The sequence below is a fragment of the Pedobacter frigiditerrae genome (genome assembly GCF_004331645.1).
Lineage (GTDB): Bacteria > Bacteroidota > Bacteroidia > Sphingobacteriales > Sphingobacteriaceae > Pedobacter > Pedobacter frigiditerrae.
In genome coordinates, this window is the sequence record NZ_SJSK01000001.1 from 898411 (window position 1) to 921763 (window position 23353).

The window sequence follows — 23353 nt, forward strand, 5'->3', positions numbered from 1 at the left end:
TAACGTTTTTTAACTAATTGGGTTCACAAACAATCCTTAAGTTTACAAAATAAATAAATAACACACAATGAAGCCTGTACGTTTGGTTTTTTTAGGCATTCTGTTTTTAGTTTCTTCTCCATTTGTTAATGCCTTTGGACAACAAGAATTTATGCAAAGTGGGGTTGTGTTTGAGAATGGGTCTAAAATTCGAATTGCCTTAGCAGAAGTTACTAATTTACGTAATGGCTACAGTGTTGGCAGTAATGATATGGGGTTGTTTTCTATAAAATCTGCCATAGGCGATACATTAGTTGTTATAAAAAGAGGGTTTAATGATATAAGAGTTGTAGTTAGCTCTACCAAGGATATTATTTTGCAATTAAATAGGGGTGGAACGATGTTAAGTGAGGTGGTGATTAATGGTCAAGGTAAAAAACAAGCCCTCGATGCCATTAAAAGAGATTTTAAAAACAAAGGTTCATTTTACGGTGGAAAACCTCCACTACTCTCCTATGTATTATCGCCTCTGACTGCTGTTTACGAATTATTTGGGCGCACACCCAAAAATGCCCGAAGATTTAATAAAATGTACGTTTCAGAATTGCAAGATAGCCACGTAGACCAGCTTTTTAACAAAACGACCATTAACAAAGAAACTGGCTTAACAGGAAAAGAACTAGAAGATTTTATGGTTAACTATCGCCCTGATTACGAAAAAGCCAAAAACTGGACTTATTACGATAGCACAAAGTGGATTAAGGATTCTTTTAAGAATTATACCGATACTTTGAAGAAGAAAAATTAGCTGAGTCTTTTCAGTACTTTTTTGTTAGCCTTGGGTTGTGGCCAAATTTCTATCATATAGTAATCATTACCTTCATCGCCGTACACACTTTCTAAGTTTGAAGAATAGATCCTTTCCATATACCAGTTTGGAAGCAGATTTACTTCAAGTTGAATAGTAGACGTTGGACAATCTAAAATTTGTAATATACCGGATTTGATTTCTATTGAACCTTCAACAATATGATCATAATTTGCGAAATCAACATTTAAGTTTTCCTCACTAAGTGTGTTTAGCTCTCCCTTCATTGGTCCATAACATTCTGTGCCAACACCAAGAATTCCGTCTTTTGAACCAAGCCCGTCATTATATGCATCTTCATTCCAAAAATCTCCATCAGTTTGTTGATAAGTGAATTTATCAGCTATGTAAAATTGACTGTATTGGGTGTGAAAATCGAGAAGATACTTCATGAGTGAAATTTAAATCGCTAAAGACTCACAAGCTTTTTCTGCGGCTAATTTCTCTGCATTTTTCTTGTTGTAATCTCTTCCAATACCATGGTTTTCATTATCAATGATGGCGTGAATGGTAAATAGTTTAGCACTTTCGCCTTCACCATTTTCAACCATTTCGAAAGAAATATCTTTACTATGGCGTTGGCACCATTCAATTAACTTACTCTTGAAATTAGTTTCCGTCATTTCTAAAGTATGCACATCAATGTAAGGCTTAACTATGCGTTTAAGTAAAAGATTTTTAGTGAAATTATAGCCTTTATCTAGGTAAACGGCTCCAATTAATGCCTCAAATGCATCACCTAACATAGAATGATGTTTACTAGAAACGCTAACTGTTTTTTGATCGTAAACAATCAATTGATCAAAACCCATTTTACGAGCAAGCTGATTTAAATTTGCCCTATTTACAATTTTAGAGCGCATTTCAGTTAAAAAGCCTTCTTCTTTGTAAGGATAAATTTTAAACAGTAATTCTGCGATAACGGAACCTAAGATAGCATCACCTAAAAATTCTAGACGTTCGTTACTACTTCTGCTGCCATTTTTTAAAACTTTTGCTACAGACCGATGTCTGAATGCCATTTTGTACAGAGTCACATTTCCAGGCACAAAGCCCAAAATGTTTTTAAGTTTTTTTACAAACTCTTTGTTTGGCGATAAGTAAAGTTTATATAAGTTGAAAAACGGCATTAAATCTTATAACAAAAAATTAAAAGGTTGCTATGTAATGTATAAATATACAATACAAATATCAACAAAGATAGTTTTCGTAGGTTAACCTTCGTATTTTTTGAAAATAACAGACGCGTTATGACCGCCAAATCCAAAAGTATTACTTTGAGCCGCACGAATGGTACGTTTTTGAGCCTTGTTAAATGTGAAATTTAACTTTGGATCAAATTCTGGGTCATCAGTAAAGTGATTGATAGTTGGTGGAACAATGTCATTTTGAACCGCTAGAATTGTAGCAATTGCTTCAATAGCACCTGCAGCACCTAGTAAGTGTCCCGTCATAGATTTAGTAGAACTGATGTTCAATTTATAGGCATCTTCGCCAAATAAATCTACAATCGCCCTGCTTTCGCTAACATCTCCAAGTGGAGTAGAAGTTCCGTGAACATTGATATAGTCAATATCTGCGGTTGTTAATTTAGCGTCTCTTAAAGCGTTAGACATTACTAGTTTAGCACCTAAACCTTGAGGGTGTGGAGCTGTAATGTGATTTGCATCAGCACTCATGCCGCCACCTACAATTTCTGCGTAGATTTTAGCGCCACGAGCTTTAGCATGTTCTAATTCTTCTAAAATAATGGTTCCGGCACCTTCGCCAGCAACAAAACCTTCTCTATCCTTGTCAAAAGGACGTGAGGCAGTTTTAGGGTCATCATTTCTAGTAGAAAGTGCATGCATGGCATTAAAACCGCCAATTCCTGCTTCGTTGATAATGGCTTCCGAACCACCACTTATAATGATGTCAGCAATATCCAAACGGATATAGTTGAAGGCATCAATCATGGCGTTTGTCGCAGATGCACAAGCCGAAACAGTAGAGAAATTTGGTCCTCTTAAACCATATTTCATAGAAATATGACCAGGAGCAATGTCAATAATTACTTTTGGAATAAAGAATGGATTGATCCTTGGAGTACCATCGCCCAAAAAGAAAGTTTTCATCTCTTCTTGGAATGTTTTAAAACCGCCAATACCCGATCCCCAGATAACCCCTACTCGGTTGGTGTCGATTTTTTCCCAATCGTAACCACCATCTTTTACGGCTTCTGCTGTTGATACCAAGGCGTATTGCACAAATGGATCTAGCTTGCGAGCCTCTTTTTTATCCAAATGATCTTCTGGATTAAAGTTTTTTAACTCGCACGCAAACTTAGTCTTGAACTTTTCTGTATCAAAACCTGTAATTGGCCCAGCGCCGCTCACACCATTAACTAAACCATCCCAGAATTCTGGAACAGTATTGCCAATTGGCGTGAGCGCACCTAAACCTGTAACTACTACTCTTTTTAATTCCATTTATACGTATTGTACGGAAAGCGTATTTTTACTTAACGTTTTTTTCTAAATAAGCAACAGCTTGACCTACAGTACCGATAGTCTCAGCCTGATCATCAGGAATTGCAACATTGAATTCTTTTTCAAATTCCATGATCAATTCTACAGTATCCAAAGAATCTGCACCTAGATCATTTGTGAAAGACGCTTCTGGCGTAACTTCGCTTTCATCCACACCTAGTTTTTCAACGATAATAGCCTTAACTCTTGAAGCAATATCAGACATAATTTTATAATTTAATGGTTAAATAATTCTGTGCAAAGAAAAATAAAATTCTAACACTTTTCAAATGTTTTTATTTCTCAATCAATTTTAATCTTTTTATTTCAAACTTAATGTAAAATTAGTTTTATAATTTCGTAATTCTAAAAAAATATTACGTTTTGAACAAAACTTATTTAAAACTGTCTTTAGACCTTGATTTTGTTTTAATAGCCATAACGGCAGCTGTAAAAGATTATATCCTCTGTCACAAGATAAATAAAAGCCTAGAGTTTGAGTTCGAAAAGACTGACGATCACGAGGTTTACTATAATATTGATGAGGCTCCACTTTCATTTTCTAGGTTTTATTATTTTGTAGAACAAGGTGAAATTGAATATTATTTGGTTAACAATCGAAATCCGGAAGGGTTTTTAATTCCTGAAATGAACAAAGTTGATTTTTTTATCATTATACAACAGTACATTGATAAAGATGACCTTAATTTTATTTTGACTAGATTGAACAAACTGACTGATATTCAGGTAGCTGCGCAGATAAGTCCTCTCAAATTGAAGTCGAAAGAAAATTTGGTAATGTAAATTTTATATTGTTAGTGTATTAAATACACTATATTTGAATCTAAATAAAACCAAAATATAACATAAACAATTAGATAAAACATCGTTAATTTCTAAAAAATAACGCTTTTTTGTTTTATCATTTAATAGAAATAAATAAATGAAACCTTTTCATTCAAGAACGAAAATTGTAGCCACTTTAGGCCCAGCATCGGCTAAACCAGACGTTTTGTATAGCATGTTTAACGCAGGATTAGATGTTTGCCGTTTAAATTTTTCTCACGGTTCTCAAGCAGATCACCAAGAAGTTTTAGATACCATCCGTAGCATCAATAAAAAATACAAATATAATGTAGGTATACTTGCCGATTTACAAGGCCCAAAAATTAGAATTGGAACTGTAAAAGATGGTGGTATTCACTTAGTTAATGGTAAGCGTACAGTTATTACTACACAAGAATGTGTTGGTAATGAGGAGCGTATTTACATTACTTACGAAAACTTTCCACAAGATGTGAAAGCTGGGGAAATTATTCTTTTGGATGATGGAAAATTACAAATGCGTGTAATTGAAACCAATTATAAAGATGAAGTAGTTTGCGAAATTGTTCACGGAGGAATTTTAACTTCAAGAAAAGGAGTAAACCTTCCAAATACTAAGGTTTCTATCCCTTCTTTAACTGTTGAAGATCGTAAGAACTTAGAGTTTGTATTAGAAAATGATGTAGAGTGGATTGGTTTATCTTTTGTTCGTAATGCGGAAGATATCATCGAATTAAAAGATATCATTAAAGCTCGTGGTAAAAAAGCAAGAGTAGTTGCTAAAATCGAAAAGCCAGAGGCAATTGCAAATATTGATGAAATTATCGCAGTTTCTGATGCAATTATGGTTGCTCGTGGAGACCTTGGAGTTGAAATGCCAATGGAAGAAGTGCCATTGTTGCAAAAAATGATTGTTAAAAAATGTAGAGCAGCTTCTAAACCAGTTATCATTGCTACACAGATGTTAGAGAGCATGATTACTACCCCTCGTCCAACTCGTGCTGAGGTTAATGATGTGGCTAACTCTGTTCTTGATGGTGCTGATGCAGTAATGTTAAGTGGCGAAACTTCGGTTGGAGAATTTCCTCTAATTGTTATCGAAACGATGCAAAAAATCATCTCTAACATAGAAGATAACAATTACTCTTTCCACGTTGAGAAATATTTAAATAAAGATTCTAAAAGCTTCTTGAGTGATGCGGTGTGCGATTCGGCTTGTTTCTTGTCAAAACAGACAAATGCGGTCGGCATAGTTTCAATGACATCAAGTGGTTATACTGCTTTTGAGCTTGCGAGCCACAGACCGCAAGCGCCTATATTTATTTTTACAAGTAATGAAGGCATGTTAAATACCTTAAGTTTAATTTGGGGTGTTAGGGGATTTTTCTACGATAAGTTTGAAACCACTGATGATACGATTACAGATGTAAATGATGTTTTGAAGAAGAACAAACTAATTAAAAAAGGTGATATTGTGATTAATTCAGCTTCAATTCCATTGCAAGCTAAAGGTAAAACCAATATGATTAAAGTTACTGTTGTAGAATAAATCTAACCAAATATAATAATGAGATGCCCTTGCTAACACTTGGGCATTTTTTGTTTAATCGAATTGAAGAATTGTATTATTCCTAATACTTTAAAGTCGATTAGTTGAAATAATTTATTTTTATGCCGTAGTAAAACAATAGACATATGAATAAATATTTACTTACAATAACAGCGGCAACTTTATCCATAGCTGTAAATGCCCAACAAGGTGTTATTACAGCAAAGGATTATGAACGTGCAGAAAGCTTTATGGCTTATAATACCGCACAGTATGTTGATCGTTCAAGCATAAACCCAAATTGGATTGATGGTACAGATAAATTCTGGTATACTGTTAGAAGTCAAAATGGTAGTGAAACTTACTTGGTAGATCCGAGCAAAAAAACCAAGACTTTAACTACTGAATATAAAGATGCTTCTTCAGGTGGACAAGGTGGTAGGAGATTTGGCGGTGGTGCAAGTGGAGTTACTTCGCCCGATGGCAAAAAAGCTGTATTTATTAAAGATTGGAATTTATGGGTACGTGATATTGCTACCAAAAAAGAAACACAATTAACTACGGATGGTATAAAAGATTATGGTTACGCCACTGATAATGCAGGTTGGACAATGAGTGATGGTCCAATTGTACGTTGGTCTCCAGATTCAAAAAAAGTTGCCACTTTTCAGCAAGATCAAAGAAACGTGAGCGATATGTATTTGGTGACCACCAATGTGGGTGCACCAGTTTTAAAAGCTTGGAAATACCCGTTACCAGGCGATAAAGTAATTGCAACGATAAGAAGAGTAATCATCGATGTAGAAAATGCAAAGGTGATCAGCTTAAATATCCCGCCCGATCCTCATAGAGCAACTTTGAGTGATGATATTGCTAGCAGCGGAACTTTCGATGACATTGATTGGAAAGCTGATGGCTCTGAAATGGCATTTTTATCAACATCAAGAGATCATAAAAATGAAAAATTTCGCATTGCGGATGCAACAACAGGAGCGGTTAGAGAGGTTTTTGAAGAAACTGTAAAAACTCAATTTGAATCTGGGCGTGGGGTTATTAACTGGCGTTATTTACCAGACACTAAAGAAATCCTTTGGTATTCTGAAAGAGACAATTGGGGCCATATGTATTTATATGATGCAACTACAGGGAAGCTAAAAAATCAAATTACCAAAGGAGATTGGTTGGTAACAAGGTTGGTAAAGGTAGATGAGAAAAATCGTGTGTTATACTTTATGGGATGTGGTCGCGAGCAAGGCAACCCTTATTTTGGCTATTTTTATAAAATAGGATTTGATGGTAAAGGATTAACTTTATTAACGCCAGATGCAGGAAATCATACTATTTCTTTATCACCAACAAGCAATTATTTTGTAGATACTTATTCTACTCCAGAAATACCAGCAGTAATGGCTTACAGGGATATTAAAGGTAAACTGGTTACAAGTTTAGAAAAAACTGATGTTTCTAGATTAGTCGCTAAAGGCTGGAAAGCACCAACAGTTGTGAGTACAAAAGGTGGAGATGGTAAAACTGATGTTTATGGTTTGGTATTTACGCCAACCAAAATGGATCCAAATAAAAAATATCCGGTTATCGATTATATTTATCCTGGTCCGCAAGGTGGAAGTGTAGGAAGCTGGTCTTTCTCTGCTTCTAGGGGCGATCACCAGGCTTTAGCCGAATTAGGATTTATCGTTGTAATGATTGAAGGAACCAGTAATCCATTTCGCTCAAAAGCTTATCATGACATGAGCTATGGCAATATGGCCGAAAATACTTTGCCAGATCAAATTGCTGCCATTAGAACTTTGGCTAAAACATATCCAATTGATACAAATAAAGTGGGAATTTGGGGGCATTCTGGTGGTGGTTTTGCAACTGCTGCAGCTATGTTCCGTTACCCTGACTTCTTTAAAGTTGGTATTGCAGAATCAGGAAACCATGATAATCGTAACTACGAGGATGATTGGGGCGAACGTTATAACGGGTTAGTGGAAAATTCTGATTATGAAAAACAAGCAAATCAAAATTATGCGAAAAACCTAAAAGGTAAATTAATGTTAGCGCATGGAATGATGGATAATAACGTACCACCATCAAACACAATGTTAGTGGTTGACGCATTAATTAAAGCGAATAAAAGCTTCGATTTGTTAGTGTTTCCTAATAGTGCACATGGTTTTGGCGCCTATTCACCTTATATGATGCGTAGACGTTGGGATTATTTTGTGCAGAATTTGTTAAATATGGAGCCGCCTAAAGATTATTTATTGGGTGGTGCACAACAGCAAAGACCAAGAAATTAACAAAAGAGATAAAGCAAAATCCTCAATCAGTTACATGATTGAGGATTTTTTATTTTAATTCATCTTTCTTTTCTACATGATCTGCCAATTGATAACCTTTTCTTTCTTCATTTTTATCGTTATCTAAAAACAGTAAAACAATTAAAGAAATAATAGGGATTAAGAAGGAAATGAAAAACCAAAACCAAAAACTTTTGCCCATACTATTTGCATAAACCCCTGCAACAGTTTGAGGGATTAACATAACGCATAATAACAGTAGTTCTGGCATATGTAGCAAAGATAGAATGATTTTAATAAATGTTAAGGTCTGTTAAAGTTTTAATAACCATGTCATTAAAAATTAGATTTGATGATATTGAGAATGAAACAGCTTTTAATCATCTATCTATTATTGTTTTCCACTAATCTATTTGCTCAAAATGTTAATGGCTATGCAATTGATTCAGTTACAAGATTACCCATTGCAAATGCACAAGTACACAGTAAAAATGCAACCGTTTTAACTAATGAAAATGGGAAATTTGGCATCAGTAACGCTTCAATTGGAGACCGAGTTAGTTTTAGAATTATGGGTTATGAAATACTTGAACTAATTGTAAAAAAAGAAATGTTCAATAGTCCTATTAATATTTATCTAGCCACAAAAGGTATAGATTTAAGAGAGGTTAAAATAAAAACAAATAGAAATTACAAGAAGGATTCTCTTGATTTGAGGAAAGAATATGCTAATGTTTTTAACTATCAGAGTCCAAAATTCACTGATGCCTTTATCAAGGTAGATCCAAATTATAAATCTCCACATACTAATATAAACCCTAATTCCACCGCGTCTATATTAAAATTAAATGTTTTGCAGATAGTAGGTTTATTAGGAAAGAATAAATTCCCAGTTTCTAAATTAAAACAAACTTTATTAAAAGATGAAGAGGAAAAATATATTGATCATGTTTTTTCTAAATCAAAAATTGAAACTTCAACGCTGTTAAAGGGAGATTCATTACAAACCTTTACTCAGAGATACCGACCAACATACTTAGCCGCAAAAAAGCTGAACGATTATGAGGTTATTTTATACATCAAAAAAAGTTATGCAGAATTTATAAGGCCATAGAACTGAGTCATTCAAACTTTTTGTCTGTAAGAATAGTTAAATTAGCGACAATCTATTTAAATTATGGAAATTAAAATAAAAGCAATTATTACTGGCGTAACTGGGATGGTTGGCGAAGGCGTACTTTATGAATGTTTAAATAGCAATAAAGTTGAGGCAATCTTAGTCATTAATCGCAAGCCTTGTGGTTATGCACATCCAAAATTAAAAGAGGTTATTCATCAAGATTTTTTCGATTTTTCTACAATTGAAGGCCAATTAGTAGGTTATAATGCTTGTTATTTCTGTTTGGGTGTTACATCTGTAGGGAAGGCAAAGGATGAATATTATAAAATGACCTATAGCTTAACAATGCATATTGCAGAAACATTAAGCAAATTAAATAATGATATAACCTTTTGTTATGTATCTGGAGCGGGCACAAATAGTAGCGAAAAAGGTGGAGTAAATTGGGCGATCGTAAAAGGGAAAACAGAGAATGATTTAATGAAACTTCCTTTTAAACAAGTTTTTAATTTCCGTCCGGGAATAATAAAACCTACTAAAGGATTAAAATATACCCATGGTTTTTATAAAGTATTCCTTTGGTTATTTCCAATCCTAAAAGCAGTTAACAAAAATAGTTATGTAAGCTTAAAAGAAATGGGCTTGGCTATGATAAATACATCGAATTATTCTGAAAAGAGAAGAATTCTAGAAGTTAAAGATATTATAGCGTTAGCTAAAGAAAATTAATAAAAAGCATCAGAGAACCTGATGCTTTTTTAATTATTCTCCTCTTTTTCTTTGATTATCTTTATTTGAAGTTTGGTCTGACCTTTGTCCACCAGCATTGCTGATACCAATTTCTTTTTTATCCAATTTGATGTTGTGGTTAGCTCTATCTGCTTTTGTACCACCTTGTACAGTTGGATTGTTTTTTGGTGTGCTTACATCTTTCATAACATATTTATTTAAGTTAATAATTTGCAGAGCGATGTAATAGTAACTATTTAGGAACCAATATTGTTTTGATAGATTTTGCTTAAACAATAAAAGGCCATCTAACTAGACGGCCCTTTATTATTATCATTAGTGAGATTAGAATTTAATTCCTAAACCTAATTGGAATACTTGATTTTTAAATTCTGGAGTTGTTGAGCTTCCGTTTTCATTGTTTTTCTGGAAATCTAAAGCATAACGACCATTGATTCCGAATTGGCTATTGATATCATATCTAAAACCAATTACACCACCAACTAAACTCTTTTTGAAACGGTCTGATTCATCTTCAACAATAGTTTGTTGAGCTGCACCAAAACCATTTTCAAATTTATTATCGGTAGATAAAAGGAATGAAACCTGTGGGCCTGCAACAACATTTAAGCCTTCTGCTAATTTAATGCTTGCCAAAATAGGCACATCAATAAATGAAGTTCTCTGAGTAAATTCTCCAAAGGTAGTAGTAGACTTATAACCTTTAGTTGAGTACAAAAGCTCTGGGGTAAAGGCCAAATTTTCTAATAATTTAATGTCTAATGTAACACCAGCGTGGTAACCAACTAAATAATCTGTTTTGAAATCATTGTTTCCATCATCCTTAATAATGTTAGAATAGTTAGCACCCGCCTTAACTCCAAATCTAATTGCTTTGTCTGTAGATTGTGCATTTGCAACGCCTGTAATAAACAAGCCAATTGCTAGAATAAATATTTTTTTCATCTTTTATAATTTTTAATTAATTGCAAACTCTTATGGAATAAATGTGCCAAAGAATTTAAATTGGATCTTTTTTTAATATTAAAAACTATGTTTATTGATTGAAAAACAACGATTTAATACTTGTTTAAACTTTTATTCTCATCGCAAAGCTGATGTTTATAATACCGTCTAAAGTGTATTAAATTTAATACAATTGAATAACTTGGCTAGCTATTTGCCTACGTTGAGACAAATAAATAATTGCTAATTTTATGGCTTGTCTATAATTGAAAAAATGAAGAAATCCCTTTTTTATACGCTAAGTATCGTAATAACTATTTCCGCAACTGCGATAAAAGCACAACAAACATCTTATATCGACCTTTTAAAACAAGAGCCTAAATGGGTTGATTCGGTTTTCAAAAAGCTGAATAAGAAGCAAAAAATTGCTCAAATGTTCTTTGTTGCAGCATATACAAATAAAAGCAAGGCCTTTACCGATTCTATTGGTAAGGTAATCAAAAAAGAAAAAATTGGAGGATTGGTTTTCTTTCAGGGCGGTCCTGGAAGGCAAGCTGCTTTAACTAATCAATACCAAAAACTAGCAAGAGTTCCATTATTAATTGCTTCCGATGGAGAATGGGGATTAGGAATGCGTTTGGATAGCACTATTGCTTATCCTTATCAAATGGCTTTAGGGGCAATTCAGAATAAAGAATTGATATACCAAATGGGTTTAGAGGTTGCCAAAGATTTCAAAAGAATTGGCATGCACATGAATTTGGCACCAGATGTTGATGTAAACAACAATGCAAAAAATCCTGTAATTAACTACCGTTCTTTTGGCGAAAACAAATATAATGTGGCTGAAAAGGGAGCTGCTTATCTAAAAGGAATGCAAGAGGGCGGGTTATTAGTGAGCATCAAACATTTTCCTGGTCACGGAGATACAGATGTAGACTCTCACTTTGATTTGCCTCAACTTAAATTTACAAAAGAGCGTTTAGATAGTTTAGAAATGTATCCTTTTAAAGAACTGGTTAAGAGCGGCGCAGCAGGGGTAATGATTGCACATATGAATATTCCAGCTTTAGATGCTACACCAAATATGCCTTCGACTTTGTCAAAACCAATTGTTACGGGGATATTAAAAGAGCAAATAGGCTTTAAGGGAATCATTATTTCTGATGCAATGGGAATGAAAGGTGTAGTGAAATTTTTTAAGGATGGCGAAGCCGATGTAATGGGCGTAATTGCAGGCAATGATATTCTTGAGCTTTCTGAAGATAGTAAAAGAGCCGTAAAAATGGTGAGAAAGGCAATTAAAGAAGAGCGTTTAACCATGGAAAGAATTGATGAAAGCGTAAAGAAAATTTTAACAGCTAAATATTGGGCGGGGTTAAATATACCTCAAACCATTAACGAGAATAATGTTGTTGCCGATGTGAATAGGCCAGAAAGCTTAGTGTTATTACAGCAGTTGGCAGATGCAAGTATGACCTTGTTAAGAGGAAGAGAATACATCAAAACACTTTCACCAGATAAGAGAACAGTTATCCTAAATCTAGGAACTCCGGATGTTACTGCATTTCAAAAAGAATTGGCAGTTACTTATAAAAATTCTGTTGTTTATAATTTAAATAAGGACGCAAACGCAAATGCAATTGCAAAGGTATTGGCAGAAATTAAACCAGATGACCAAGTGATTATTGGAATTGTGGATACCCGTATTCGTCCTGGAAATAACATTCCTTTAAGTGCAGATTTGAAAATGTTTATTGCTGATATGGCCAAAAAAGATGCGGTTTTTGCGTTATTTGCAAACCCATATAACCTGGCAGGATTAACAGGATTAGAAAATGCAAAAGCTTTATTGGTAGCCTACCAGAAAGAAGAATTTATGCAAAAATCGGCAGCCTCAGTCTTTAAAAATCAATTAATACCAACAGGTAAACTTCCGGTTTCTGTTAATACGTTCTTTAAATATGGTGATGGACTATAAATCAATATCAACCAAGTTAATTCCAATACTTCTTTTCTTTTTTTGTGGAAATTTAAAAGCTCAACAGAAGGTTTTCGAACCAGTAAAATTAGTAAATGTATTTTTAGGTTCTTCTGGAGATCATGGGCAACTTAGCCCTGCGGCTTCATCTCCTTTTGGTATGATGAGTATTGGTCCACAAACGTATCCAAATCTTCATGCTGGTTATGAGCATAATGCAAAGTTATTTTTAGGATTTACGCATAATCGTTTTGAAGGTGTAGGTTGCACAGGAAGTGGTGGTTTACTATTAATTAAACCATTTCTTGGCGATGAAAAAGATGAATTAATTAAAACTGTTGAAGATGCAAGTCCTGGTTACTATCATGTTGGTTTTGAAAACAAAATTGATGTAAAATTAACTGCAGGCAATAAATCGGGAATTCATAAATATTTATTTCCAAAAGGGAAAAAAGGGGTTTATATAGATTTCAGCCATGCTTTATCAAGAGGATTTGTTGCAGAAGAACATACGGTAAATAACAAAGGAATTGAAGGTTGGATTGAAGCACGAACTACTTGTAGTGAAGGAAAATACAAGGTTTACTATCAAATATACTTTGGTAAAAAGATAACTGTAAAATCAATTAATGAACATAAATTAAATGTCTTTTTCGACGAGAATGAAACGGAAGAGGAAATTCGAATTGGGTTTTCTGCTGTAAACCATGATTATGCAGTTATAAATGCTAATAACCTATGGTTTGATAGATTAAAGCAGAAATCGCAAAACGAATGGAATGAAAAATTAAGTACAATTAAAGCAGAAGGAGATATAACAAGCCAAAAGCTATTTTACTCGCTGCTTTATAGAACCATGCAATCGCCATATTTAATTTCAGAGGCTGATGGTAGTTATAAAACCAGTAATGGAACAACTAATCAATCTAAAGAAGCATACTACAATGGTTGGGCTGTTTGGGATAATTATAGGACACAATTGCCTTTGTTATCGATCATTCAGCCAAAGGCATTTCAAGATATGACTTCTTCAATTGCAAGCCTGTATCTAAGTGGTAAAAAAGATTATGCCACTCAAAAAGAGCCATCAAATACTGTTAGAACAGAGCATGCAATTGTTGTTTTATTAGATGCTTATAGAAAAGGATATAAGGTTGATTTTGCAAAGATTGCAGATTCATTAGTGTCTGAGATAAATCGATTAGATTTCAGCAAACCAGATAAAGCTTTAGAAGCAAGTTATGATGTTTGGGCACTAGCCCAGATTTTCAACCATCTTAAACAACCAGAACTCTATAAAAAGTATTTAGAAAAAGCTGCGGACTACAAAAAATACTGGAATAAAGATTTTAAGGATATTGATAAGAATGATGTAGATAGAATGCAGGCTAGAGGTTTGTATCAAGGCACAATTTGGCAATACCGATGGTTTGTTCCATTTGATGTTAAAGGTTTAATAGAACTGTGTGGGGGAGATGAAAATTACCTAGCTCAGCTTACCAAATTTTACAAAGGCGATTTTTATAACCATGCAAATGAACCCGATTTGCAAGTTCCGCTCATGTTTAACATGACTAAACAGCCTTGGGTTTCACAAAAATGGATGCATCAATTGGCAGCTGATACAGTTGTTCAATACTATTTTAATGATAACAGTAGAGGTATTGACCCTTTTGTAGATAGGATTTATAAAAATGAACCTAAAGCTTACATTAGAACAATGGATGATGATGCAGGAGCAATGTCAGCATGGTATGTTTTTACAGCTAGTGGCTTTTCTCCAGCTTGTGTTGGTTTGCCAATTTATTATTTGAATGTTCCACTATTTAAAACCTTAACTTATAATTTGCCAGCAGGAAAGCAGTTTATAATTACTGTAAACGACTTTACAAAGGATAATATTTACATCAATCAAGTAAAACTGAATGGAAAATTGATTGATAGAAATTGGATAAGCCAAGATGAAATTATGGCTGGAGGGGTATTGGAAATTAATGCTTCAAAAACGCCAAATCATAAATTTGGAACGGTAAATCAATGGATTTCTAGTATGGACAAATAAAAAGGCGGAAAGCGATAGCTTTCCGCCTTTATTAACTTTCAACCCCCAACTCAACACTAATATTTATTGTTCTCTGGTTGCAGTGCCGCATAGTTCCAGTTTTTCAAAAACTCAGTAATCTTTTTCACACTGTGACCACTTCCTTCTTCTAAGTAGGCAGAGTTTTGTGTGTGAATTAATTTTCCATCCCCATCTAAAATTAAAAATACAGGGAAGCCAAAACGGCCAGGGTAACTTAATTTTTTAAGTACAGCTTCATTTTTATTCTCAGGACTCCAATTTAATAAAACTGTTTCGTAATTTTTATTTAAAAGCTCTTTTAAAGCTGGCGTGGCATCCACTAAATCATGAAAACGGATACACCAAATACACCAGTTACCTCCAACTTGAATAAATACATGTTTCTTTTCCTTCTTCGCTTTAGCAACTGCAGCATCTATATCTGCTTGGGCATTTGCTTTTGGATTATAGATGTTTACAACTGGTTTTGTTGGCGCTGTTTGTGCGAAACCCGTTGTTGATAATAGTGCTAGTGCGAAGATTATAAGTGTTTTTTTCATAGCTATATAATTGATAACGTAAAGATAATAAAGACTATACCATTTGTATATTAATCAGTATTTCTTTACAGAGTAAGTACAAATTACAAAAGCTTATCTTTGCATAGTGATGGATTTTTTAGATATACATACTCACAAAACCGCAACACAATCTGGTGTTACCAGCATCCAAAGCCTTACCCTAACAGATGATATTTTTTTGGCAATGCCGAAGAAGAAACCAATTTCTATAGGTCTTCACCCTTGGTATGCAACAATTGATAAGCTCGAAGTGCAAATGAAGTACCTAGTGTTTTTGGCAAAACAAACTAATGTTAAGTTAATAGGAGAATGTGGGCTCGATAAGCTGAGAGGTGAAAAATTGGAGAATCAGTTAGCAATTTTAGAGCGACAGATTCTATTAGCGGAAGAATTGAAAAAGCCATTAATTTTGCACTGTGTGAAGTCTTTTTCGGAATTAATAGAGGTTAAAGAAAAGCTAAAAGTTAAAGTTCCAATGATTATCCATGGTTTTAATAAAAATGAAGAACTCGGGGAACAATTGGTAGCTAAAGGTTTTTCTCTTTCTTTTGGTGCTGCAGTTTTAAAAGAAAATTCTGGCGCAGCAAAGCTGGTTGAAGAACTGGATGACTTCTACTTAGAAACCGATGATTCTGAAATAACAATTCAAGAAATTTATCATGCAGTTGCGGAAATAAAAAAATGTTCGGTTGATGAGCTTAAAGCGATTATTTTTGCCAACTGCAAAAAAATAAACCTAATATAAAAAGATGTCTAATGTTACTTGGCTTTCTCGCTCGGCTTTGCTGTTAGGAGATAATGGAATAGAAAAACTGCAAAACAAACACGTTTTAGTTGTAGGCTTAGGAGGTGTGGGCTCTTTTGCAGCTGAATTTATTTGCAGGTCTGGCATAGGAGAAATGACTATTGTAGATGGTGATGTAGTTGACCCAACAAATAGAAATAGGCAGCTGCCGGCATTGGCAACCAATCATGGAGTAAGTAAAGCTGAGATTATGAAAGAGCGGTTATTAGCGATTAATCCAGACTTAAAATTGAATGTTATTAATTCATTTTTAACACCAGAGAAATGCCAAGAACTTTTAGAAAATAAGTTCGATTACGTGATGGATTGTATTGATAGCGTAAAGCCAAAACTTACCTTACTTTCTTCGGCACTAGAAAAAAATATCCCAATAGTAAGCTCTATGGGTGCAGGTGGTAAACTTGACCCGACAAGTATTAAGATTACAATGCTGCCTGATACTTACCAGTGTGTATTGGCAAGTTATGTTCGCAAAAGATTAAATAAAACAATAAATGCAGATAAGATTAAGGCCGTATTCTCAACTGAAGAAATAAGAAAAGATTCATTGATTATGACTGATGGCAGCAACTTCAAAAAATCCGCCTATGGGACAGTTTCCTATTTGCCAGCTGCATTTGGCGGGACTTGTGCATCGGTTGTTATTAGAGATTTACTAGGTTATCCTATAGAAATGGCCCAACGTCCAGCAAGAATAAGCCATAAAACTTTGCAAAAAAGGAAAGCCAAGAAAAAATAGTTCTCAATGAATTGTTGAAAATCTAGATTTCTGAACGGGTTTAAATTTTGTAAGTTTAATCCGTAGGGAATTACATATGGCTAACAAACCACTCAAAATACTTCAAGCTTCTGCGGGTTCTGGTAAAACATTCAGTTTAACGGCACATTATCTTACTTTGCTCTTTAGTGGCGAAAATAAATACCGCGAAATATTAGCGGTAACCTTTACCAACAAGGCAACCGAAGAAATGAAAACCAGAATTTTAGAAGTTTTGGTTGGCTTGGCAAAAGGAGATCCTGCTAGGAAAATTGAAGATTACAGAAAGCTGGTTCTGACAGCTTATCCAAATCTTAGTACTCAAGAATTACAATTTAAAGCAGAGAAGATTTATCGTAAAATTCTTCACGATTACAGTCGTTTTTCGGTAAGTACCATTGATGGTTTTGTGCAAAAGGTAATTCGTGGTTTTGCTTTTGAGTTGGGCTTAAATGCCGATTATAATTTAGAGATGAATTATGATAAAGTGAAAGATGATTTGGTTAACAAATTAGATGAAGCTTTAGACCATAACAAACAACTTTTACAATGGATTATAGATTTGGCTATCGAGCGAATTGGTGATAATAAAAGTTGGAACTACAAAATTGAACTCTACAATTTAATAGGTGAGATTTTTTCAGAACGCTTTCAGATTTTTGAAACCGCTGTTGAAGATTTAGGACTGGAAAACATCGACGAATTATTCAAAAAATACATTAGCGTTACCAAAGCTGAGATTAAAAATTTTGAAGAAGAGATAATTGCCCTAGCAACTGAAGCTAACGAAGCAATGGATGTTTTAGGTGTTGAAAATGATGACCTAAAAGGAAAATCTAGAAACGGATTAAAGAAAATAATCTTAGTTGCCAGAGGTGATTTTTCTCATCTCGAGACATTATTTAAATACATTGATGAGCCTGAAGAATGGTTCCAAAAAAATGTAAGTCTGCCAGAAGTTTATGATACCATAAATCCTATTCTACAGAAGATAAAGGCTCACTACTTAGCGCATTTGCCAAATTACAGTTTAGCAATCGCTTTCAATAAAAATCTGTATTATTTAAGGTTGATGCAAGAAATTGCAGTATTGCTGAAACAATATAGAGCAGAAAATGATAACTTATTAATTAGCGATGCGCAAAAATTAATCTATGGAATTACCGAAGATGCTGGAGACAATCCTTCCTTTATTTGGGAGAAAGTTGGCAACCGATACCGTAATTTTTTATTTGATGAATTTCAAGATACTTCAACAAGTCAGTGGGGAAGTTTCAAATCGCTTTTAACTAATGCCATTGCTACGCCAAATCCAGATGTAATTGACCATTTAATTGTGGGCGATACTAAACAATCTATTTATCGTTGGCGTAATGGCGATTGGAATATCTTACACAAACATGCTAAGACCGATGTTGGTGCGCATAATGTTTTAGAGGATAGTTTGGCTGAAAATTATCGCAGTACCGAGAATATCATTACGTTTAACAATTTTCTTTATCGTCAAATTCCATTGACTTTACAGAATGAGTTAAATGAAAATTTATTAGGCAAACCAGAAAGTATCTCAGCCTGGTGGCAAGGCCAAAACTACCAGCAAATTATTACAGATATCTACGGAGCTTCAACACAAAATTATGCGCCAAATACTTTAAAGGGTGGAACGATAAAAATCAAGAAATTTGGCAAGGATGATGCGCCAAATGAAGCAAGATTTACAGAAACTGTTTTTAGAGATTTGGCTTTGGCTGATGTAATAAATGAAATAAACCATCTTAAAAACGAGCAGAATTACTCGTTAAAAGACATCGCTATTTTGGTTCGTTCTAACAGCGAGGCAATGTTAACTGTTCAGCAATTAATGGAACAAAATTTACCAGTTTTATCTGGCGATGCTTTGTTAATTTCTAATAATTCGGCAATACAATTAATCATCAATACTTTAAAAGTGCTGATAGGTATTGATGCACAAACTGCATTGTACAAAGCAAATTGTATTGCGTTGTATCATTCATTGCAAGGAAAAGAAGCAAATGCAAATCATTATTTAAACTTAAATGGTGTTTCTTTAAGCAGTTTGTCTAGTGTTCTCCCAACTACTTTGTGCGAAAATTGGCAAAGTTGGTTGCAATTGCCTTTACCAGAATTACTAGAGATTTTAATTGAAAGTTATGGCTTAAAAAATCTGCAAGAACATCTTCCATATTTATTGGCATTTAGAGATTTAACCGCTAATGCTAGTCGGATGGGAGAGAAAGGAATCATTGCGTTTTTAACCTGGTGGGATGAGGATGGCGTGAAAAAATCTTTGCCATCGCCTGAAGGAGTTGATGCGATACAAATCATCACTATCCATAAATCTAAAGGTTTAGCTTTTAGGGCTGTTTTTGTGCCATTTTGTAATTGGGAAATTAAAGGAAAAACAAATTCCACTTTTTGGGTTTCATCAGAAGATACAGTTTACAAAGAGTTGCGTGGCATTCCTTTAAAATACACTGAAGACTTGTCAAATTCATCAATTTCAAAAGCATATTACGAAGAGTTGTTATACAATAATATGGATGCATTGAATATGCTTTATGTGGCAACGACAAGGTCGAAGGATTATTTATACATCGCCACGATGGCTAAAAAAGAACCAAAATTATCTACAATGGGCGATGTGATTAATCTAACTTTTGATGCTCAATTCGATGAGAATAACTTGTATGCGATTGAGGATTATGTGAAGATTGAAAACAAGGTTGAAAATTCTAATTTTATCAGGTTAGCTACTTATCCTACTACAACACGCTTATCTGAATTGTATGTTCCATCAGAAGAAAAACATTTAAGGCATTTAGTGAACATTGAGAAATCTGGCAGAAAAGGTTCCCTTCTTCACGATATTTTGGCAAACGCAAGTACTGAAAAAGAAGTGGAGACGTACATAAGCGGTTTGGTGTTACAAGGAATTGTACAAGATGAAGAACAATTAGATTTGAAATCATCGGTATTAGAGGTGTTAAATAATGCAGACTTGAAAGCAATCTTAAGCAAAGCGACGGAAAGTATAACTGAGAAAAATATTATCGATGCTAAGGGTAAATTGCATCGGCCAGATAGAGTTTTAATTACCGATGATGAAGTAATTATTTTAGATTATAAATTCACCTTAGAAGAGAGTGATAAACACATAGAGCAGATTGATAATTATAAAAATCTGTTGTTGGCTATGGGATTTGAGAATGTGAAAACCTATTTGTTTTATGCGGTTAGTGGAAAGTTAAAATTGGTATAGAGAAATGGAAAATTTTACAAAATTTAATAACATACGCTTTAGGATTGCTTCTCATTCGATAAGCATTCTGTCTCACATCTCATATCTCAATACTCAAATCTAATATGAAACCATTTTTACAAGAAGTTGCTGAAGATTTGATAGCGAAGTTTGGTTCGCAATTACAGCATTGTGCCATTATCTTTAATAACAAAAGACCATCTGCTTATTTGCAGAAGCATTTGGCTGATATAATTCAAAAGCCGTTTTTTAGCCCTTCTTTTTTTACCATTCAAGAGTTTTTTGCAAGTGCAACAAAATACAAGATTGCCGATTTTTACCTGCAGTTTTTCACCTTACATAAAATCTATAATCAATTATTGGTAGAGGAAAAGCTAGAAACCATTTCTAGCCATAAATTTTTTCCATTGGCCAAAATTATTTTAAGTGATTTTAGCCAGATAGATAGTGATTTGGTTGATGCAGAAAAGCTGTACCAAGATTTAGAAGACATTTCTATCATCAATAAAGATTTCGATTATTTAAGTCCTGAGCAATATGAATTTTTAGCTCAATTTTGGACATCCTATTCTGAAGGAAAGCATAAAAAACAACAGGAACTTTTTATAAAGATGTGGCGCAGAATGCCAAAGCTTTATCACAAATTTCACGAGACTTTAAAAGCGCAGGATTATATTACCAATGGTCAAGCTTATCGCCTGTTGGCAGAAGGAAATATTAATGAACAAGAATTTTTAAAGACCTTTGAAAAAGGTAAAATCGTTTTCGTTGGCTTTAATGCTTTAAGCAGTGCTGAAGCTAAAATATTTACCCAGTTACAAGAGGCAGAAAAATCCTTGTTTTACTTTGATGCAGATGAATATTACCTAGCTGACCCATTGCAAGAAGCAGGTTTGTTTTTAAGGAAGAACATCAACCAGTTGGGTTTAAAAAATGTGTTTGAGAACCAGGTAAGTTTGATGAAAACTGCTGAACATTCGGTTAATGTCTTCAAAGTACAAGGTCAATCTGCGCAAGCAAAAATTTTGAACCATATTTTGATTGATGATTATGAGAAAACAGAAGAACTTGGCTCTACTGTAGTAGTTTTGGCTGATGAAAGTTTGCTCATTCCAACTTTACAAACTATCCCAACAAATTACAATGGAAACGACATTGATTTAAACGTAACAATGGGTTTTGCATTAGCTACTTCGAGCATATTTGGTTTGGCAGATTTGTGGCTGAATAGTCAGTTGGAAGTTTTGCAAAACAATGTCGTTTCATATAAAAATGTGGAAGCTTTTATCACTCATCCATTGTCTGGTTTAAGCCAAAAGATGAAGGATAAAATCCAGACGGCTTTACTAAATGAAAACATTGTAGAAATAGAACATCAACGTTTGCTAAAGCAAAGCGGGTTGTTTGAAGTTTTCTATAAAAAAATTGATAAACCAGAAAATGTTGTTACTTATTTATTAGGCGTTCTCGATTACGTTTTAACACGATTATCAAATGCTAAAACGCTAAAAAAAATAGATGCAGAATTGTTTGTCAAAACCATTCAAGAGCTTAACAGATTACACGATACTTTTGGAAAGCATATAGGCAACGAAGAAATCTCTTTTGTAATCTATCTGGTTCAAAAATCTTTGCAAGCAATTGCTGTTCCCTTAGCTGGTGATCCATTGAATGGTATCCAAGTAATGGGATTATTAGAAACCAGAAATTTAAATTTTGATAAGGTTGTTATTTTAGGCTTTAATGAAGGGATTATCCCTAAATCATCTATTGGAAATAGCTTTATTCCAGATAGTATTCGCCGTGTTTATGGTTTGCCAGTATTAGAAAACCTAGATGCAATTTCATCTTATATGGTCTATCGTCTATTACAGCGAGCAAAAGATATCAATTTTGTCTATAATAGTTTAACTGATGAATCCACATCTGGTGAAGCTAGCAGAATTCTAAAGCAACTGGAATTTGAGAGTGGTTTCGACTTTAAATACAATGAGCTTAATCTCGATATAAAAACAGAACCCTTTAAGGAGGTTAAAATTGAAAAAGTAGGGAATGAGTTTATTCAGAAGGCTTTACAGGTTTACTTAGATAAAAAGAAAGCCATCTCTCCGTCTGCTTTAACGCAATACATATCCAATCCGATAGATTTTTTCTTCAATTACATTGCAGGAATTAAAGAACCAAAAGAAGTAAGTGCCGTTGTAGAGGCTAACGAAATCGGTTCAGTTTTGCACAAGGTGATGGAATATTTCTATCAAGATTTAAGGGTTGCAGAAATTACTGCAGAGCGGATAAATGAGCGAAGAAAGTTAGTCCCTGGATTTATCCAAAAAGCATTCAATTTTGTGATGTTTAAAAATCCTGATAAGGTACACGAGTACAAAGGAATGCAAAAGGTGGTTTTGGCAATTGTTGATGCTTATGCAACTATTATTCTTGACCAAGATGAAAAACAAACACCTTTTAATATCGTTAGTTTAGAACAAAAAGTAGAAGCCGAAATTGCTTTCCCGCTTAACGGAAAAGAAGCTAGTATTAAGATTTTTGGTTACATAGACAGGGTCGATGTTAAAGATGGTGTTACCAAAATCATCGATTACAAAACTGGAAGTGATAAATTGACTTTTAAAGATATTCCTTCACTTTTTGATTCAGATGGAAAACACATCAATAAGGCTTTAATTCAAACTTTGCTTTACACTTATGCCTATGAGCAATTTGCCGGCAAAACTTGTGTAGAGCCAAATTTGTATATCGTTAAAACAATGAATGATCCAACTTATGGTGGGGTATGGTTCAAATCAAATAGGCAGCTTTTAAAAGGTGATTTTTTAGAAGAAATTAAACCTGAGTTTTTAGCAGAACTGAGAAAAAAACTAACAGAACTATTTGAAGCTCCTTATTTCGTAGCCAGTGCAATTCCTGATAATTACAAGTATTCTATTTATAAAACATTGTTTGGAAAATAGAATAGATGTAAAATGCCTGCCTGCAGTGTAATTCTTCAGTATTTCGGTAACAGTTATTAACTTAGATAA

The 23353-nt window shown here is 34.0% G+C and carries 20 protein-coding genes; 12 read left to right on the forward strand and 8 right to left on the reverse strand.

Annotated features, from left to right (window positions below; translation table 11 throughout):
* The first annotated feature begins 67 nt into the window (after nt 1-67).
* A complete protein-coding gene (locus tag EZ428_RS03880; RefSeq protein WP_131551789.1) occupies nt 68-787 on the forward strand; it encodes a hypothetical protein in 720 nt (239 codons plus the stop codon).
* Here the strand turns inward: EZ428_RS03880 and EZ428_RS03885 are convergent.
* From EZ428_RS03885 to EZ428_RS03900, 4 genes are all read right to left on the reverse strand, one after another.
* Nucleotides 784-1239, reverse strand: a complete 456-nt coding sequence (locus EZ428_RS03885; RefSeq protein ID WP_131551790.1) for a hypothetical protein — start codon at nt 1237-1239, stop codon at nt 784-786. The genes EZ428_RS03880 and EZ428_RS03885 overlap by 4 nt on opposite strands.
* A gap of 9 nt (nt 1240-1248) precedes the next feature.
* On the reverse strand, nt 1249-1977 hold the full coding sequence (rnc, locus tag EZ428_RS03890; RefSeq protein WP_131551791.1) for a ribonuclease III: 729 nt from the start codon (nt 1975-1977) through the stop codon (nt 1249-1251).
* A gap of 84 nt (nt 1978-2061) precedes the next feature.
* On the reverse strand, nt 2062-3315 hold the full coding sequence (fabF, locus tag EZ428_RS03895) for a beta-ketoacyl-ACP synthase II (protein ID WP_131551792.1): 1254 nt from the start codon (nt 3313-3315) through the stop codon (nt 2062-2064).
* 28 nt (nt 3316-3343) lie between these two features.
* Entirely contained in the window at nt 3344-3580 is a 237-nt protein-coding gene (locus tag EZ428_RS03900; protein WP_031266521.1) for an acyl carrier protein, read from the reverse strand.
* A gap of 158 nt (nt 3581-3738) precedes the next feature.
* Here EZ428_RS03900 and EZ428_RS03905 point away from each other — a divergent pair, with 158 nt between their 5' ends.
* The 3 genes from EZ428_RS03905 (at nt 3739) to EZ428_RS03915 (ending at nt 8034) form a co-directional block, all read left to right on the forward strand.
* The gene (locus EZ428_RS03905; RefSeq protein ID WP_131551793.1) at nt 3739-4158 is read left to right on the forward strand and encodes an IPExxxVDY family protein; all 420 of its coding nucleotides are present in this window, start codon (nt 3739-3741) and stop codon (nt 4156-4158) included.
* Nucleotides 4159-4297: 139 nt separating this feature from the next.
* Nucleotides 4298-5728 (forward strand): pyruvate kinase, encoded by a 1431-nt coding sequence (gene pyk / locus EZ428_RS03910; protein ID WP_131551794.1) that lies wholly within the window; start codon nt 4298-4300, stop codon nt 5726-5728.
* A 146-nt stretch (nt 5729-5874) separates the two neighbouring features.
* Nucleotides 5875-8034 (forward strand): S9 family peptidase, encoded by a 2160-nt coding sequence (locus EZ428_RS03915; protein WP_131551795.1) that lies wholly within the window; start codon nt 5875-5877, stop codon nt 8032-8034.
* A 49-nt stretch (nt 8035-8083) separates the two neighbouring features.
* Here EZ428_RS03915 and EZ428_RS03920 read toward each other — a convergent pair whose 3' ends face one another.
* Nucleotides 8084-8305, reverse strand: coding sequence for a hypothetical protein (locus EZ428_RS03920; protein WP_131551796.1), 222 nt, complete (start codon nt 8303-8305; stop codon nt 8084-8086).
* A 93-nt stretch (nt 8306-8398) separates the two neighbouring features.
* Between EZ428_RS03920 and EZ428_RS03925 the strand changes: the two genes are divergently transcribed.
* Nucleotides 8399-9148 carry a peptidase associated/transthyretin-like domain-containing protein gene (locus tag EZ428_RS03925; RefSeq protein ID WP_131551797.1) on the forward strand — a complete coding sequence of 250 codons (750 nt, stop codon included), beginning with the start codon at nt 8399-8401 and terminating at the stop codon, nt 9146-9148.
* A gap of 63 nt (nt 9149-9211) precedes the next feature.
* A complete protein-coding gene (locus EZ428_RS03930; RefSeq protein WP_205945594.1) occupies nt 9212-9883 on the forward strand; it encodes a Rossmann-fold NAD(P)-binding domain-containing protein in 672 nt (223 codons plus the stop codon).
* Nucleotides 9884-9916: 33 nt separating this feature from the next.
* Here the strand turns inward: EZ428_RS03930 and EZ428_RS23920 are convergent, their stop codons facing one another.
* Complete coding sequence (locus EZ428_RS23920; protein WP_165501700.1) at nt 9917-10090, reverse strand: hypothetical protein; 174 nt, start codon at nt 10088-10090, stop codon at nt 9917-9919.
* A gap of 138 nt (nt 10091-10228) precedes the next feature.
* Nucleotides 10229-10849, reverse strand: a complete 621-nt coding sequence (locus EZ428_RS03935; RefSeq protein ID WP_131551798.1) for a porin family protein — start codon at nt 10847-10849, stop codon at nt 10229-10231.
* A 274-nt stretch (nt 10850-11123) separates the two neighbouring features.
* Here EZ428_RS03935 and EZ428_RS03940 point away from each other — a divergent pair, with 274 nt between their 5' ends.
* Together EZ428_RS03940 and EZ428_RS03945 are read left to right on the forward strand one after the other, a co-directional pair.
* A complete protein-coding gene (locus EZ428_RS03940; protein WP_131551799.1) occupies nt 11124-12830 on the forward strand; it encodes a glycoside hydrolase family 3 protein in 1707 nt (568 codons plus the stop codon).
* Nucleotides 12820-14892 (forward strand): glycoside hydrolase domain-containing protein, encoded by a 2073-nt coding sequence (locus EZ428_RS03945; RefSeq protein ID WP_205945595.1) that lies wholly within the window; start codon nt 12820-12822, stop codon nt 14890-14892. Before EZ428_RS03940 ends, EZ428_RS03945 begins: the two co-directional genes overlap by 11 nt.
* A 56-nt stretch (nt 14893-14948) precedes the next feature.
* Here the strand turns inward: EZ428_RS03945 and EZ428_RS03950 are convergent, their stop codons facing one another.
* Nucleotides 14949-15452 carry a thioredoxin family protein gene (locus EZ428_RS03950; protein WP_131551801.1) on the reverse strand — a complete coding sequence of 168 codons (504 nt, stop codon included), beginning with the start codon at nt 15450-15452 and terminating at the stop codon, nt 14949-14951.
* Between the two features lie 109 nt (nt 15453-15561).
* Between EZ428_RS03950 and EZ428_RS03955 the strand changes: the two genes are divergently transcribed.
* From EZ428_RS03955 to EZ428_RS03970, 4 genes are all read left to right on the forward strand, one after another.
* Complete coding sequence (locus tag EZ428_RS03955) at nt 15562-16218, forward strand: TatD family hydrolase (protein WP_131551802.1); 657 nt, start codon at nt 15562-15564, stop codon at nt 16216-16218.
* A 4-nt stretch (nt 16219-16222) separates the two neighbouring features.
* Nucleotides 16223-17017 (forward strand): tRNA threonylcarbamoyladenosine dehydratase, encoded by a 795-nt coding sequence (locus EZ428_RS03960; RefSeq protein WP_131551803.1) that lies wholly within the window; start codon nt 16223-16225, stop codon nt 17015-17017.
* Between the two features lie 76 nt (nt 17018-17093).
* Nucleotides 17094-20315 (forward strand): UvrD-helicase domain-containing protein, encoded by a 3222-nt coding sequence (locus tag EZ428_RS03965; RefSeq protein ID WP_131551804.1) that lies wholly within the window; start codon nt 17094-17096, stop codon nt 20313-20315.
* A gap of 104 nt (nt 20316-20419) precedes the next feature.
* A complete protein-coding gene (locus EZ428_RS03970; protein WP_131551805.1) occupies nt 20420-23284 on the forward strand; it encodes a PD-(D/E)XK nuclease family protein in 2865 nt (954 codons plus the stop codon).
* Nucleotides 23285-23353: the final 69 nt, after the last annotated feature.